The 15,476-nt window shown below is 73.7% G+C and carries 12 protein-coding genes and 1 tRNA gene; 2 read left to right on the top strand and 11 right to left on the bottom strand.

Annotated elements, in window-relative coordinates; genetic code table 11:
• Positions 1 to 95: 95 nt before the first annotated feature.
• On the bottom strand, positions 96 to 1,442 hold the full coding sequence (locus M1E25_RS12920; RefSeq protein WP_251414438.1) for a M20/M25/M40 family metallo-hydrolase: 1,347 nt from the start codon (positions 1,440 to 1,442) through the stop codon (positions 96 to 98).
• Between the two features lie 231 nt (positions 1,443 to 1,673).
• Here M1E25_RS12920 and M1E25_RS12915 point away from each other — a divergent pair.
• Positions 1,674 to 1,761, top strand: a tRNA-Leu gene (locus tag M1E25_RS12915).
• Positions 1,762 to 1,850: 89 nt separating this feature from the next.
• Here the strand turns inward: M1E25_RS12915 and M1E25_RS12910 are convergent.
• Both M1E25_RS12910 and M1E25_RS12905 read right to left on the bottom strand, forming a co-directional pair.
• On the bottom strand, positions 1,851 to 3,119 hold the full coding sequence (locus tag M1E25_RS12910; RefSeq protein ID WP_251414435.1) for an NAD(P)-binding domain-containing protein: 1,269 nt from the start codon (positions 3,117 to 3,119) through the stop codon (positions 1,851 to 1,853).
• The gene (locus M1E25_RS12905) at positions 3,104 to 4,453 is read right to left on the bottom strand and encodes a carboxylate--amine ligase (RefSeq protein WP_251414433.1); all 1,350 of its coding nucleotides are present in this window, start codon (positions 4,451 to 4,453) and stop codon (positions 3,104 to 3,106) included. The genes M1E25_RS12910 and M1E25_RS12905 overlap by 16 nt, the downstream gene beginning before the upstream one ends.
• A 149-nt stretch (positions 4,454 to 4,602) precedes the next feature.
• Between M1E25_RS12905 and M1E25_RS12900 the strand changes: the two genes are divergently transcribed.
• Positions 4,603 to 5,733 (top strand): glycoside hydrolase family 26 protein, encoded by a 1,131-nt coding sequence (locus M1E25_RS12900; protein WP_251414431.1) that lies wholly within the window; start codon positions 4,603 to 4,605, stop codon positions 5,731 to 5,733.
• Between the two features lie 14 nt (positions 5,734 to 5,747).
• Here the strand turns inward: M1E25_RS12900 and M1E25_RS12895 are convergent, their stop codons facing one another.
• The 8 genes from M1E25_RS12895 to M1E25_RS12860 are packed head-to-tail and all read right to left on the bottom strand — an operon-like array spanning position 5,748 to position 15,414.
• Positions 5,748 to 6,893 carry a GNAT family N-acetyltransferase gene (locus tag M1E25_RS12895; protein WP_251414429.1) on the bottom strand — a complete coding sequence of 382 codons (1,146 nt, stop codon included), beginning with the start codon at positions 6,891 to 6,893 and terminating at the stop codon, positions 5,748 to 5,750.
• Positions 6,890 to 7,654, bottom strand: a complete 765-nt coding sequence (locus tag M1E25_RS12890) for a YveK family protein (RefSeq protein ID WP_251414427.1) — start codon at positions 7,652 to 7,654, stop codon at positions 6,890 to 6,892. Before M1E25_RS12890 ends, M1E25_RS12895 begins: the two co-directional genes overlap by 4 nt.
• An 8-nt stretch (positions 7,655 to 7,662) precedes the next feature.
• The gene (locus M1E25_RS12885; RefSeq protein ID WP_251414425.1) at positions 7,663 to 8,859 is read right to left on the bottom strand and encodes a glycosyltransferase; all 1,197 of its coding nucleotides are present in this window, start codon (positions 8,857 to 8,859) and stop codon (positions 7,663 to 7,665) included.
• The gene (locus M1E25_RS12880; RefSeq protein WP_251414423.1) at positions 8,856 to 9,605 is read right to left on the bottom strand and encodes a polysaccharide deacetylase family protein; all 750 of its coding nucleotides are present in this window, start codon (positions 9,603 to 9,605) and stop codon (positions 8,856 to 8,858) included. The genes M1E25_RS12885 and M1E25_RS12880 overlap by 4 nt, the downstream gene beginning before the upstream one ends.
• The gene (locus tag M1E25_RS12875) at positions 9,595 to 11,292 is read right to left on the bottom strand and encodes a lipid II flippase MurJ (RefSeq protein ID WP_251414420.1); all 1,698 of its coding nucleotides are present in this window, start codon (positions 11,290 to 11,292) and stop codon (positions 9,595 to 9,597) included. The genes M1E25_RS12880 and M1E25_RS12875 overlap by 11 nt, the downstream gene beginning before the upstream one ends.
• On the bottom strand, positions 11,289 to 12,686 hold the full coding sequence (locus M1E25_RS12870) for an O-antigen ligase family protein (RefSeq protein ID WP_251414417.1): 1,398 nt from the start codon (positions 12,684 to 12,686) through the stop codon (positions 11,289 to 11,291). Before M1E25_RS12870 ends, M1E25_RS12875 begins: the two co-directional genes overlap by 4 nt.
• A 2-nt stretch (positions 12,687 to 12,688) precedes the next feature.
• On the bottom strand, positions 12,689 to 14,167 hold the full coding sequence (locus tag M1E25_RS12865; RefSeq protein ID WP_251414414.1) for a sugar transferase: 1,479 nt from the start codon (positions 14,165 to 14,167) through the stop codon (positions 12,689 to 12,691).
• Positions 14,164 to 15,414 (bottom strand): glycosyltransferase, encoded by a 1,251-nt coding sequence (locus M1E25_RS12860; RefSeq protein WP_251414411.1) that lies wholly within the window; start codon positions 15,412 to 15,414, stop codon positions 14,164 to 14,166. The genes M1E25_RS12865 and M1E25_RS12860 overlap by 4 nt, the downstream gene beginning before the upstream one ends.
• Between the last annotated feature and the right edge of the window lie 62 nt (positions 15,415 to 15,476).

Genomic DNA, 15,476 nt, shown 5'->3' with positions numbered 1-15,476 from the left:
TACGGAGACGAAAGTTCATTCACTCGATCAGGTGGGGTGGGCCGGATACCGGATTGACGCAGGGCTCCGGCCGCATCGCGGCCGGAGCCCTGGCATCAGCTCCCGTCGAGGAACCGGTCGAGAACCCGGACCCCGAATTTCAGGCCGTCCACGGGAACCCTCTCGTCCACGCCGTGGAACATTCCGGCGAAGTCCAGCTCGGGCGGAAGCTGCAGAGGCGCGAAGCCGAAGCACCGGATGCCGAGATCGTCGAACGACTTGGCGTCGGTGCCGCCGGAGAGGCAGTACGGCACGGCGCGGGCGATCGGGTCCTCCGCCCGCAGGGCGGTCTGCATGGCGTCGACGAGGTTCCCGTCGAAGCTCGTCTCGAGCGCCTTGTCCGCGTGCACGTCCTCACGTTTGACCCGCGGGCCCAGGACCCGGTCGAGGTCGGCGAGGAACTCCTCCTCGTACCCGGGCAGGAACCGGCCGTCGACGTGTGCCGTGGCCTGCCCCGGAATCACGTTCACCTTGTACCCGGCGCCCAGCATGGTCGGCGCTGCGGTGTTGCGCAGCGTGGCCCCGATGATCTTGGCGATGCCGCCGAGCTTGGCGAGCGTCGCGTCCATGTCCTCCGGATCGAGCGGCGTGCCCAGGGCGTCCGACAGCTCGTCGAGGAACGAGCGCACCGTCTTGGTGACCCGGACGGGGAACGTGTGGCGGCCCAGACGGCCGACCGCCTCGCACAGCTCGGTGATCGCGTTGTCGTTGTTGGTCATCGAGCCGTGGCCTGCGGTGCCGTCCACGGTGAGCCGCATCCAGTGCATGCCCTTCTGGGCCGTCTCCACCAGGTACAGCCGCAGGTTCTCGTTGACCGTGAACGAGAACCCGCCGACCTCGCCGATCGCCTCGGTGACCCCTTCGAAGAGGTCCGGGTGCTCGTCGACGAGGTGCCGAGCGCCGTACACACCGCCCGCCTCCTCGTCTGCGAGGAAGGCGAGCACGATGTCCCGCGGAGGTTTGCGGCCGCTGCGCATCCGCTCCCGGACGACCGCCAGCGTCATGGCGTCCATGTCCTTCATGTCGACGGCTCCGCGTCCCCAGAGGCAGCCGTCCGCAATCTCCCCGGAGAAGGGGTGGTGGGTCCAGTCCTCCGCATTGGCCGGCACCACGTCGGTGTGCCCGTGGATGAGGAGCGCGGGCCGCGACGGGTCCTCTCCCTCGATCCTTGCCACGGTGGAGGCACGGCCCGGGTGGGACTCGAAGATCTGTGGTTCGAGGCCGACTTCCGCGAGCTTCTCGGCGAGGTACTCGGCGGCGGCGCGCTCGCCCGGGCCCGAGTGGTCGCCGTAGTTGCTCGTGTCGATCCGGATCAGGTCCCGGCAGAGGCCGACGACTTCATCCTCGGCATTCCCGCCTGCGGCGGTGCCGGACTTCCTCGTGGCCGGGTTCGACTCGCTCACGCTCTGCCTCCTCGTGGTGCGTTGCCGCCGGGCCGGCCTGCGGACCGCGCGGCAGGATCCGTGGCCATCCTCCCGCGGCGGAGGGCGCAGCCCAAGGCCGCGTCGGTCCCGGCCGTGCGGCCGGCGGACGATGCGGCGACCGTGTCCCCGGTTCGGGTGATCGGCCACGCCTGGATGTTTGCTATGGTTTTCCACGTCGGAACGGCCCCGGGGCCGGACGGCACACACCTTGTCCGGGTGGCGGAATGGCAGACGCGCTAGCTTGAGGTGCTAGTGCCCTTTATCGGGCGTGGGGGTTCAAGTCCCCCCTCGGACACCACGGAAAACGGGTGGCTGCACACGAGCAGCCACCCGTTCGCGTGGGACAGGCGCTCCCGGGCCGGCGGCCCGGGTCCCGAGGCCGTCGTGTCAGGCGCGACTGCCGACGCGCACGTCCGACCGTTCACCCTCCGGCTTCCGGTTCTGCGTCACCAGCAGGCGCCTGCCGATCCGCCGTTTCACCCCGCGCACCAGCCTCTCCGCCGTGAACGAAGCACCGTAGACGAAGCGCATGGACGGGCCGAAGGAGGGCGCAGTCAGCAGCCCGGCGAAGAAGAGCCCGGGGCGCGACGACTCGAAGCGGCCGTTGAGCTCGGGGGCGCGGCCCGTCTCGCCGACGCGCCGGAGCTCGCCGCGCAGCCGGGCGTCGATCATGGACAGCCGGGCCAGGTCCGGGACGAAGCCGGTGGCAGCGATCACGTGCTCGGTGTCCACGGCTGCGAGTTCACCGTCGGTGGTGACGAACCCCAGCCGGACCCCGCCCGCCCTCGGCTGGGCACTGCGCAGCCGGTGCCCCAGCAGCGCTGGAACACTGCCCTCGACACGGTCGCGGAGCCACCAGGCACCGGCGGGCCCGAGCGCGGTGGCGGCAATGCGCACCCGGGTCGGGCCGGGCAGCCTGCGGACCGCCCAGGGGATCTCGGACCACACCCAGCTGGGCCATCCCGTGCCCAGGCCGCAGTGCGGATCGCGCAGCGAGGTCAGCAGCCCGCGCTCGAGCGGCTGGGGCCGGGTGTTCCACCGGATGCCCCCGGCGCGCGCGACGATGCGCGCCTGTGCTCCCTCCTCGGCCAGCAGCGCCGCGGTCTCCAGCGCCGCCTGCCCGGCGCCGATGACGGTGACGTCCTTCCCCTTGAACACCGAGAGGTCGCGATGGTCGCTGCTGTGCGACACGAGGCCCGCCGGCAACGGTCCGAGGGGCGCCGGGCGGTGTACGAACGGCATCACGCCTACGGCCAGGGCCACGGTCCGGGTGGGGACGATCTCTCCGTCGGCGGTCTCCACCCGGAAGCCGTCGCGGTACGGGCGGACCGCGGTGACCGTCTGCTCGTCGATGCTGGGCACGGCGCGCTCGCCGAACCAGAGTCCGTACTCGGTGAAGGTGTCGATCGACATCGGGTGGCCGTGCTCGGCCGGAAGGTTCCGGGAGGCGCAGAAGGCGGACAGCGTGATGTCGCCGGAGGGGTCCGACAGGTTCGACGACCACGGCTCCGACTTGAGGAACATTCCTTCGGGCATGTGGTCGCGCCACGAGGCCATGGGGCGGCCGAACACCCGCAGCCGCAGCCCGGCGGCGGCCGCGTGCGCGGCGATCGACAGGCCGTAGGGACCGGCGCCCACGACTACCAGGTCGTACATGATGCTCCCGCTCTCTGGTCGTTGCATTGCGAAGGACGGTCGTCCGCCCGTCGGACGGGACGGAGGGTGGGTGCGGGCGGACGCCGGGTACGACGGAGCCGTTCGAGGCCCTTGCGGCCCGCACGGCGTGTCCAGCCGGCCGCCATGGCGAAGAACGGCGCGGGGTCGTCGGCTGCGAACCAGGCCGCTTCCGCGTTCCGTTCACGGCCGGTTGCGGCGGTCTCCGCCGCGGCGGCGGCGCGTCCCGCACGGGGCCGTGGCTTCCTCGCTGCGGCCAGCGCCGACAGCAGCGCGTAGTTCTCGGCGACGAACAGTCGGCCCGCCACCGGCTGGGGCGTGGTGACGTTCCGGCCGGTGAGGTCCAGGTGGAGGGCCCGCACGACGTCCAGGCCGCTCCGGTCGGTGAACAGCCGGAACTGGGCTCCGGGCCGGGGATTGAAGTCGAGCAGGTGGTACTTGCCCTCGGCGTCCCTGCGGAAGTCCAGATCGAGGATTCCCCGGTAGCCCAGGTTCGTTGCCAGCCGCACCGCGGATTCCTCCACCTGGGGGTTGGGGAGCCACCTGCCCACCGCGGTCAGTCCGGCGCCGGGCGGCCAGGCGAGCTCCTTGCGTCCCGTGCCGCCGATGAGACACCCGGCCGGCCCGGCGAAACACCCGTGGTAGAACCAGTCGGTCCCGCGCCCGCCCGGGAGATGGCGTTGCAGCAGCAGGCGGCTTCCTGCCCGACCGCTCTGGTCGAACAGACGCCGGGCCTCGTCGGCCGTGCGGACCAGCGAGGTGCTGCGCAGGCCGGTCGCTGCGTCCAGCAGCCAGGGCCTGCTCCATTTCGCGACCACCGGCAGCCCGAGTTCCTTCGCGGCCGCGGCCGCTTCCCGGGAACTGCCCGGTACCACCGTCCGTGGATGCGGGACGTCCCACTGCTCGCACAGCCGCGCGAGCTGCACCTTGTCCGCCACCTGCCGCAGCAGGAAGGACGACTGACGGGGCAGCAGATACCGGTCGGCGAGGCGGTCGGCCCACCGCGCCGTCGAGATCGCGCTGCGGTCGTCCATGGGGATGAGCACCGCGGGCCGGCCGATGCGTTCGGAGACCTGCTGGAGCGCCTCGACGAACCGGCCGGCCGAGGGGGCACCGCCGGGCCAGTCGTGCGCGCGGTGCACGAAGCGGGAGTGGTTGACGGGGCTGCGCGGCGACTCGACGAGGGAGTGGACCTCGATCCCGGCCCTGCCCAGTGACCTGGCCGCCCCCAGGGTGCCGTGGTGGTAGGGGTTCCTGTCGAGGCGGAGCACGAGCGCGGGCACCTCGGTGTCGAACGAAACGGGTCTGTGGCGCACTGCTCCTCTTCCGGATTCCTTGGGCCGCGCGGGCGGTGGTGCTCCCGGACGGGCTATCGGCGAGTTGCGCTGGAGCTATTCGACATATGTCCCGATTACCGTCGGGGACCATCCGCCCCGAAGGGGCAAGTCCGCCTTAAGGAGTAGCCATGGACGTGCGGCCGCGACGGTTGCTGGCGATGAGCGTGGGGGCCGTCGCCGCCGGCGCCCTGTTCACGGGTGCCGCCATGGCCACGGGCTGTACTCACCCCGGGACCGAGGTGCGCGGGCCCCTGCCCCGGCAGGCCACCGGAGTCCCGTGGGGGGCCTATCTGGGATCGGGCCCCGAAGGGGTGCTGCGGATGCAGCGGTTCGAGCGATGGCTCGGGGAGACGGACCTGAAGGTGGGCCATACGTATCTCGGTGGTCACCGGTGGAGGGACATCGAGGGCGACCCGCGGGTCCTGCGCGCGTGGTCCCGCTGGAAGCAGGGGGCCGCCGGCCGGCTGTTCGTCCTCAACGTTCCGATGCTGGAGCGCAACGAGGAGGAGGTGCCCGACGACCGGGTCGCCGTGCTGCTGCGGCAGGGGGCCGGCGGCGGCTTCGACACGCACTTCCTCACCCTGGCCCGCCGGCTGACCGGACTCGGCCTCCAGGACGCGGTGATCGTGCTGGGGTGGGAGATGAACGGGACGACGTACACCGGGCGGTGCGCGCCCCACCCGCAGGCGTGGCGGGCGTACTTCCGTAGCATCGTCACGGCGATGCGCTCGGTTCCCGGCCAGCGGTTCCGCTTCGAGTTCACCCCGAGCCGGGGGCGGGACGCGATCCCCTGGACGCGCTGCTACCCGGGTGACGACGTCGTCGACATCGTGGGCATGGACTCCTACGACCAGCCGCCCGGGGACGACTTCGACGACCAGGTGGACCAGCCGTTCGGACTGCGCAGGCACGTGGAGTTCGCGACCGCGCACCGCAAGCCGTTCTCGTACCCGGAGTGGGGTCTGTTCCGCAACGGCGACAATGCCGAGTACATGCGCCGCATGCTCGCCTGGATCGCCGAGAACCCACCGGAATACCACACCTTGACGGACTACTGCCCGCACGGCGTGTGGTCGTGCGACGAGAACTCCCGCGCGTCGCAGGTGTTCCGCTCGGTGCAGTACAGCCCGGAGGGCACGGCGCCCGAGCCCGAGCCGGAGCACCGGGCCGAGGACCACGGGCTGTTCCCCGCGCGCTGGCTCGACGCGCTGCTCGGGCAACGGCGGCAGTGCACGAGGAAGTCCCGCCGCCCCTGCTGAGCACCGGGCCGGTGTCATCGCCGGCCCGCCCTGGCCCGCAGCTGGTCGATTCCGGTGCGCAGCGCCGGAAGCCGCTGCCGGAGCAGCTCGGCCAGCCGTGACCAGCCGGTCACCTGGGCCGCGTACAGGTCCAGCACCGGCCCCAGCGGACGCTGCGCCAGGATCAGACGGCGGTTGGCGACCTGTACGGGCCGCCAGTGGCGCTTGGACGGCTCGGTTCCGCGCAGCAGGCTCACCACGGAGCGGCCGGTGCTCGCGGCGAGGGCGGTGTCGTGGCGCAGGAGCATGGTGGTGACGTCGGCCTTCGCCCGCAGGTCCGGGTGGACGCCGTAGAGGTAGCCGCCGGCCAGGTCCGGGGACATCAGCGTGACGTCGGCGGCCATGATCCGCTCGCCGATCCGGTACTGGGTGAGCGTGGCGTCACCGGTTCCGACCATCTGCCGTGTGGCGCGTGCGAGATGCTCGGCGAAGCGTGGCCGGAGATGTTCGGGGGTCACCCTGCGGCCGAGCCACTGCATGCCGTGGAGTTCCAGCAAGGTGGCGACGGCCGCGGGGACTTCGTGCTCGGGCACGCTGCGGTGCTCGATGCCGAGCCGGTCGAGCCGCCGGAGCTTTCCACGGCTCCTGCGGGCGCTGGAGGCCGGCAGCCGCGCCAGCAACTGGTCCATCGGCAGGGCGGGCAGTTCCAGGCAGACCGAGTCGGTGAGGCTCCGGACCGGGCCGGGCCAGTGGGCCAGGATCCGTTCCGCCGCGGCCCCCGGCCGCACCTCGCGCAGGTCCACCAGGGACGTGCGCGCGACACGGTGGAGGCCGCGAGCCAGGGCGTGCGCGGCGGGGCCGGAGCAGGCGTCGTCCAGGAGGACGTCGAAGAAGTCCGAGATGCCGCCGCCCAGCGGCACGAGGACCGGTAGGGGGCGGTGGGCGAGCATCAGGGCCGCGGCGCCGACCAGGCAGCCGTCCCGCCGGACGAGGACGAGCCGCAGCCGGCCCGCGCTCCCGTAGGACAGCCACCAGGAGTGCAGCCATGCGTGGGTCTGGAACGGGGTGGCCGTCGCACAGCGCCGGTGGAGGCTCTCCCACTCGGGGCCCAGCGCCTCGAAGGCCTGCGGATCACGGCAGAGCGTGGTCCGCAGGCCGGACGATTCGGGTTTCTGCGTCACCGGGCCCCTGCCCGGTCGGATCTCGCCGCCCCACCGGCCGGGTCGAGGTCGGCGGGCTGCACGGTGCTCATCACCACGGTCGCCGTTCCCGGGCCTGCGGGAGCCGTGAGGCGCGCCCCGGGCTCGGTGGCCGGAGCGGGGACGCCGGACAGCGGGGTGCGACGGCGCGAGCCCGGCCCGGCGAGCATGACCAGGCCGCCCAGGAGTCCGCCCGCGCAGGCGCCGACGCCGGCTGCGACGGTGGTGGACGGGGAGGACGGGGCAGTGGGCGTGACGGCTCGGGCGAAGACGGTGAGCCGTACGCTGCTGTTCGTCGTCGCCGCGTTGGCGTTCTCGGTCAGCGCACGGGCGATCGCGTTGACCTTCGCCGCGGCGTGCCGGGGGCTGCGGTCGGAGCCGGTGATCTCGACCATCGGAGCGTCCGGGGACGTCACGGCCCGGACGGTGTCCCGCAGTTCGGCCACCGGATCCTTGGTGACCGCCCGGGCCTGTCCCAGGACCCCGTTCCCGGTCGCAACGCGGCCGAACGCCTGGGCGAAGCCGAGGGCGGTCCCCGGGTCGGTGGATCCGACGGGCACCGCGACGACGTAGCCGGTGGCGGTGTACTCGGGCGGGGCCAGCCGGCCGTACGCCGCGCCGCCGAGCGCTCCGATCACGGCGAGGGCCGCGAGGGGCCACCAGGCGGGCAGGGAGGCGGAGATCCGCCGCCGGGGCGGGGCGGCGACGGGGACGGCGGGCTCTGTGCGGACGGTGTCGGTCATGGCGACGCTCACCTCTTCGGGTCGGACACGGCGGGGGTGGAAGGAAGGTCGAGGGCGGGCCCGGCCCCGGGGAGGCAGCAGCCCGGGCCCGGTGCGGCGGTTCGTTCGTAGAGCGCCATCAGGCGGTCGGCGCTGCGGGCGATGCCGTACCGGTGCACGGCCGGGGGGACGGGCAGCCGGGGACGCCATCCCACGGCGTGCTCGCGCAGGGCGGCCGTCATGGCGGGTGTCCCGGGGCCGATGCGCCGTGCGCCCGGCGCGGCGGACAGCGGCAGTTCGTCCACGGCGGGACAGGTGACGTGCACGACGGGCAGCCCGGAGGCGAGCGCTTCGACGACGGCCAGCCCGAAGGACTCCTCGGTCGACGCGGATGCGAACACATCCATGGCGGCGAGGAGTTGTGGGATGTCGGAGGGGCGGTCCCCGGTCGCTTCGACGATGCCGTCGCGCTCGCCGAGCAGATGGACGCGGTCGGCCGCACCGAGCCGTTCCGCGAGTCCCCGCAGCGGCGCCCGCTCCGGCCCTTCACCGACCAGTACGAGCCGGGCCTGCGGGAGCCCGGCCACGGCGCGCACCAGGACGTCGAACTGCTTGCCGGGGACGAGCCGGCCGACTCCGCCGACCACGAAGTCGCGTTCAGGGATGCCGAGCCGGGTGCGGGCCGCCGTCCGGGCGGCCGGGTCGAAGCGGAAGCGGTCGGCGTCGATCCCGTTCGGCACCAGGTGGACCCGGGCTGCGGGCACGCCCCAGGCGCGGAGCCGGTCCGCGATCGTGGCCGAGACGGCGACGGTGGCCGAGCCCAGCCGTTCGGTGGCGAGGTAGAGGGCGCGGACCGAGCGGGTGAGGGGCCGGCCCTCCATGACGGACGCGCCCAGGGAATGCTCGGTGGCGACCACGCTGCGCACTCCGGCCAGCCGGGCGGCGGTGCGGCCGAAGACGCAGGCCCGGTAGAGGTGCGTGTGCACCAGGTCGTAGCCGCCGGTCCGGATGAGGCGGACCAGCCGGGGCAGGGCGCTCGCGTCACGGTTGCTGCGCATGCCCAGATGCGTGACCCGGGTTCCGTCAGCCCGGATGCCGTGCGCCACGACCCCCGGATTGGTGAGCGTGACGACGTCGCAGCGGGCGGGCAGATGGCGCAGCAGCAGCCGGAGTTGCTGCTCCGCACCGCCGGCCCCGAGGCCGGTGATGATGTGCAGGACCCTCATGAGGGCGCCCCGGCGAAAGGCGCGGCGCCTGTGTCCCTTACGGGCAGGGGGCGGCGGCGTGCGGGGTGGAACAGTCGCTTGGCGGCCAGTCTCCAGGCCGTGTCCCGGTCTCCGACGTGGATGCGGGGCAGTGCGTACGGGCCGGTGAGCGGTCCGGGGTCGATGGCGCAGGCGTAGTCGTAACCGGCGGCACGGACGGCCCCGATGGCACGCCGGTCGACCGCACCGTACGCGTAGCAGTAGCCGTCGACGGGGCGGCCGCTGATCTCGTGCAGCAGGTCGCGGCTGCGGGCGGTCTCCCGGCGCAGGGTGTCCTCGTCGGCCTCCGGGAGGGAGACGTGCCGGTGGCCGTGCGAGCCGATCTCCATGCCGGCGTCGGCCGCGGCCCGGATCCCGTCCTCGGTCAGCAGGGTCTTGCGGGGGCCGAGAGGGTCCCAGTCGTTGGTTCCGCCGGGCCGGCCGGACAGCACGAACACCGTCGCTGTGCAGCCGTGTTCGTGCAGCAGGGGGATCGCGTTCCGCACGAAGTCCGCGTAGCCGTCGTCGAAGGTGAGGCCGACGAGCCCGGAGGCCCGTCCGGCGACGCGGGCCCGCAGCAGTTCGGCCACACCGACGCCGCGCAGGCCGCGGCTGCGGAGCCATCGCAACTGGCGGCGCAGCCGGTCGGGCCGCACGGTGATGCGGTAGGGGTCCTCGGTGAAGTCGGTGACGGAGTGGTACATCAGCAGCCAGGGGTCAGCGCGCATGGCAGAGCCTTTGTTTGACGGTGGCGAGCAGCGACGGGACCTCGGGGGCCCGGACGGCGAGTGCCGCCGCGGCGAAGGCCGCCGGAACCACGACCGCGCCGGCCGCCGCTGCCGCGGTCGCGGACGCCGGAAGACCGGAGACTGCCCATCCGGCGGCTGTGGCGGCCGCGGCAGCGAGCACCAGCCGGGCGAGGCCCGCGGTGATCCGCCGTACGTCGACGGCGACCAGGCGGGTCCTCAGCCCGTGGAGCAGCATCGCAGCGGTGACGGTGATGCCCAGGGCATTGGCTGCGGCGATGCCGTGGACGCCCCAGCGGGGGGCGGCCAGGACTCCGGCGGCGACGGTCAGGCACAGGCCGGCGCCCATGGCTGCGGCCGGGAACCAGGTGGGCCGGGCGGCGGAGAAGAAGGGACGTACCAGCGCCCCCGCCAGGCTGTGGCCGAGCAGTCCGAGCGCGTAGACGCGCATCACCGAGGCGGTCGCGGCGGTGTCGCCGGCAGTGAACGCCCCGCGCCGGAAGAGGAGTTCGGTGATGCTCGGGGCGAGCGCCACGACGTAGGCGGCTCCGAGGAGGACGACCGTTCCCGCCAGGGTGAGATCGCGTTCGATGCGGCGGCGGGCACCGTCGGTGTCGCCGTCGGCCATGGCACGGGCGACCAGGGGGAAGGTCACGGTGCAGACCATGAGGGAGAGCACCATGGGGACCTGGGCGACCTTCTGAGCGTAGTTGAGGTGCGAGATGGCGCCCGGCGGCAGGGAGGAGCCGATGTTGCGCTCGGCCAGCACCTGGGCCTGCCGGGCGACTGCGAACAGCGCGACCGGCGCGAGCACCGGCAGGGCCACACCGGGAACCGCCGAGGGCAGCAGGGCCCGGGGGCCGGAGAGCCGCCGGGGCTTCCGGGGCCACCTCGGCAACTGCTTGCACAGCGTGGGAAGTTGGACCAGAACCATGCACAGGCTGCCCACTGCGACGCCCGCGGCGGCCGCCCGTACCCCCCAACGGCCGTGCAGGGTCGCCGTCATCGCGAGGATTCCGGCGTTGTAGGCGACGTAGATCGCGGCCGGCGGTACGAACCGTCGGTGGGCGCGCAGGGCGGCGCTGCAGTATCCGGCGATGCCGAAGGTGAAGACGGTGACGGAGGTGAGCCGCGTGCAGTCCACCGCCAGTGCCGGGTCCGCGAGGCCCGGTGCGAGGGTGCGGACGACGACCGGCGCCGCAACGGCGAGCAGGGCGGCGCAGCCCGCGAGGGCGAGGGTGAGCCGTGGTGCGGTACGGGCGAGCAACGCTCCGACCGGGTCGGGGCCGAGACGGTTCTGCGGGCCGTCCCCTCCGGGTCCGGTCCGGCGGGCGAGGTCGGCGCGGCGGGCGAGCGCCATGCTGAACGCGGGGACCATCACCAGCGCCATCGCGTCCTCGATGAGGAGCGTCGAGGCGAACTCGGGCACGGTCCAGGCGACGAGGAAGGCGTCCGTGTCGCCGCCCGCTCCGAAGCAGCCGGCCACCAACTGGTCGCGTACGAGGCCGAACAGGGCTCCCGCGACGGTCAGGCCCGCCGTCACGGCAGCGGCCCGTGCGATGAACCGCTCGGGTCCGCGGTCCGGGGCGCCGGGGGTGCCCGTGGGGGGAGCACCGGTGCCGTGCGGCCGACCCGGGGCCTGCGGCCGGACCGCTGCTGCCTCGCTCATCGAGGGACCGGCCCCTCCGCGGCGGCCGCCGGGGAGAACGCCCACCACGCGGCCATGCCGAAGGTGACGGCGGTGAGCACGGTGGAGGGGCCGCCGATGTCCGCGGACAGGAAGTCGGCGAGCTGGAGGACGAGCAGACCGGCCGCGACGAGCCCGCAGTCGCCCGTCCGCGGCCCCCGCAGCCGGCCCCGCAGCCGCCGGAGGACCGCGACCAGCAGCAGGCCCCAGCTGCCCACGACGAGCACGAGGCCGAGCAGCCCCTGCTCGCTGAGGATCAGCAGGTACATGTTGTGCGGTGAGAGCAGGGGTTCGCGGCGGAACTCCACACCGGCGCCTGCGATGTCGCTGCCCGAGGAGAGCCCGATCGAGGCGTGGGAGTCGCGGTTCTCGGGGAACTGCTTGATGCCCACGCCCGTCACCGGCTGCGTCTGCCACATCTCCGTCGCGGCGGACCACATGGAGTAACGGTCCGTCACCGACCGGTCGGGGGCGTCGACGATGCGGGTGATGCTGGTCAGCCGCTCACCGATGAGCCCGGTACCCACGCCGGCGAACCCGGCGATCGCGGCGCCCGCGAGCAGCACGGCGATCAGGGTGCGCAGAGCGGTGCGCAGCCCCGCGAGGAGCAGGACCACCAGGGCGGCCAGGGCCGTCGACAGCCAGACGCCGCGGCTGAACGACATCACCAGCGGCACCGTCAGCAGGGCGGCGCACAGCAGGGCGGACGGCCGGAGCCAGCGCGGCGCCGACGGCGGCGCGGCGAGTCCGACGGCCAGCGCGGTGATCAGCCCGTGGGCGACGACGCCGGCCAGGCCCATGATGTCCAGGGGGCCGAAGGTGCCGACGGCCCGGACGTCCTGGCCGGCGTAGGACGCGCCGGTGCCGGTGAGGTACTGGTGCACGCCGATCGCCCCCTGGACGACGGCGATCAGCACCACGGCGGCGGCGACCGTGCGGAAGTCGCGGCGGGTGCGCAGCAGCAGGAGCAGGGCGACAGGGACGAGGACGAAGATCTGCAGGTACCGGACGAACCCGGGCAGGCTCTGGACCGGATCGGGGGAGGCGGCGGTCGACGCCGCGAACGCCAGTGCGGGCGCAGCCAGTACCAGGGCCGCCCGCAGGGTCAGCGGCCGGTGCCGGTCGTGGATCAGGACCACGACGCAGCAGACCACGAGAACGAGGCAGGAGACGTCCGCGGGCGTGATGTGCACCGCCTCGGTGATGTCCTCGTGGCCGGCCGGAACGCACAGCAGGAGGACCGTGGCGACGGCCGGCAGGACGGGCCACCAGGCGGCGAGCAGGTCCCGGGCGGCGGTCGCCGGAGAGTCCGCCGGGGCGGAACGTGCCGGGGCGCCGCCGGGTGCCGCGGTGCGGTGCAGGGTCGTCCGCGTCATGGTCAGTTGCCCCCAGGCCGGAGGAAGGAGCCCGCGGTGCGCAGCAGGATCCGCACGTCCTGCCACAGCGACCAGGTCTCGATGTAGTGGTTGTCGAACCGTGCGCGGTCCTCGATGGACGTGTCGCCGCGCAGCCCGTGTACCTGGGCCAGCCCGGTGATGCCGACGGGCATCCGGTGGCGTGCGGCGTACCCGGGGTGCGCGAGGGTGAACCGGGCGACGAAGAAGGGGCGTTCGGGCCGGGGGCCGACCAGGCTCATGTCACCGCGGAGCACGTTCCACAGCTGTGGGAGCTCGTCGAGCGACGAGCGCCGCAGGAAGCGGCCGGCGGCGCTCATCCGGTTGTCGTGGGCCACGTTCCAGCGGGTCGCCGACTCGTGTTCGTCGGCGGGCCGGAGGGTCCGGAACTTCAGGACCGTGAACCGTCTGCCGCCCATGCCGATGCGTTCCTGACGGAAGATCACTCCAGGTCCGTCGGAGCGGCGCACGGCGATCGCGCAGGCCAGCAGGAGGGGCCAGAGCACGGCCAGGGCGAGCCCGGAGAGCGCGACGTCGAGGATCCGCTTGCCGAGGACGGCCGCCCGGGGCGGAACCGGCTCGCCGACGCGGCGGCAGGCGAACCCCCAGACGTGTCCCGGATCCGATCCCCGGCCGCGGGCCGGCGACGAGCCGGTGTCGGCCTGCCAGACGGTGCAGCCCTGTGCCGTGAACAGGTCGGCGAGCAGGGCGGATTCGGGGTCTCCCCAGGGGGCGTGGGTGAAGACGGCGTCGCGGACCGAGTTCTGGATCACCGCGCGGGTGATGTCCTCGGGCGAGTGGAGGACGGGCACGGGTGCGTCGGCCGGCTCCCGGTCCGGGTGGACCAGACCGACCGGGCGCATCCCGTATTCGGGGTGGTCCAGCAGGGCGGTGGTGATCCGCAGACCGGCTGGGGCCGCGTCCGCCACCACGAGGGTCGAGTGCGGATTCCTGCGTCTGTGCCGCCTCCGGGCGAAGTGGACGGCGCCGCGCCCGGCGCAGGCGAGCACGACATGCACCACCACCGCGGTCAGCAACGTGGCCCAGCCCAGCGCAGAAGCGGGCCGAACGGAGGCCAGCAGGGCCGCCGAGGCGCACCAGGCGACGACACAATGGCGCGCCAGCCGGGGCGCCTCGTCCAGCGCCGACGGGCGAATCCGGGCGTCGTAGAGCCCGCGGTGCGCGTGCAGCAGCGGGAGGGCCAGGAGGCCGGGCCCGAGTGCGGCCAGCGTCTGGCCGGCCCCGTCGAGGACGGCGGCGGCAGCCAGCACGGCGATGCTGTCGGCGGTGAGGAGGGCCGGGACGTTCCGCCCGGGGCGCCGCTTCGGCGGGCGGGCCGCCGGCGCGGCCCGCCGGACGGTCCGCGGTTTCCGGTGCGTGGGGACCGTGGCCTCCGGGCGCGTGGGGGCCCCCGGAAGGGGGCTCGCCGGCGCCTCGGGCGCCCCCGCGTTGTCCGTGGTCATCGCCCGACGTGCTCCCTGCGGTCGTCCGGAGCGGAGCGGTCGGCGGGCACCCGCGCGGTGCCGGGAACGGGGCTGTGCTGCGGGGCGGTGTCCTCGACGGGCTCGTCGGTGAGCACTTCGTCGTACAGCCGGATGACCTCGTCGGCCGTCCGGCGCACGTCGTACCGGGCCCGGATGTGGTGCCGGCCCTGGAATCCCAGGACTCCGCGCAGACCGGGGTCGTCCAGCAGCGTGCTCACCGCGCGGGCCAGCGCACCGGGGTCCTCCGGCGGCACCAGGCAGTCCGGGATGTGGTCCACGGGCAGGCTTTCGCGGGCTCCGGTGACATCGGTGACGACCACCGGCCGGCCGGACGCCATGGCCTCGAGCGGCACCAGCGCCATGCCCTCCCAGCGCGAGGGGAGGACCACCAGGTCGGCGGCCGTGTACCAGAGCACCGGGTCGGGCGATTCGCCCGCGAACACGACGTTTTCGGCCGCCGTGTCTCGCAGCGTGTCCCGCTGCGGCCCCTCCCCGACGAGCACCAGACGGGCGTCGGGCACCGCATCCGTGACGGCCGGCCAGGCCTGAAGCAGCAGGTCCTGACCCTTCTGGCGACACAGTCTGCCGACGCACACGGCCAGCGGGGCATCGACCGGGACGCCGTACAGGGCGGCCAGCCGGGCCCGGGCGCGGTGGCGAGCCACCTCGTCGGCGGGACGGAAGTGCTCGGTGTCGATGCCGTTGCGCACCACGGTCCAGGGGCCGTCGACCCCGGCGAGCTGACCGCGCTGCCGTTCGTCCTCGCTCACGCAGAGCACCCGGTGGGCCCAGCGGGTGGCGTGGCGTTCCCAGCGCAGCGCGAGTCGCGCGGCCGGGCCGTCGACGGCGTCGAACGACCAGGCGTGGGGCTGGAAGACGGTGGGTGTGCGCCCCCGCAGGGCGAGCCGCACCGCCAGCCCGGCCTTGGCGCTGTGGGCGTGGACCAGATCGGGGCCGAACCGGCGGACGAGGCGCCGGACGCCGCTGATCTCCTGGGGCAGCAGGAGACCGGGATGCCGGTCCGCGTGCCACAGGAGCACATCGGCGCCGGCCTCGGTCGCCGTCTCGCTCAGGACTCCGCCGGGCGGGCAGGCGACGTACACCCTCATGCCGGCCTCGGTCTGATGGCGTACGAGGTCGGTGACCACTCTCGCCACGCCGCCGTCGGACGGCTGGGAGACGTGCAGGACCGTAGGCCCTTTCTGTCCACGCTTCTTCTGCGGCACGCGCTGCTCCCCACACGGACTCGGATGGACCCGGAACCGGCCGTCGCCCGGCCGGGGTTGGC

Source organism: Streptomyces meridianus, assembly GCF_023703325.1.
GTDB lineage: Bacteria > Actinomycetota > Actinomycetes > Streptomycetales > Streptomycetaceae > Streptomyces > Streptomyces meridianus.
Note: the sequence above shows the minus strand (reverse complement) of the source record. Positions and strands in the feature narration are given on the sequence as shown.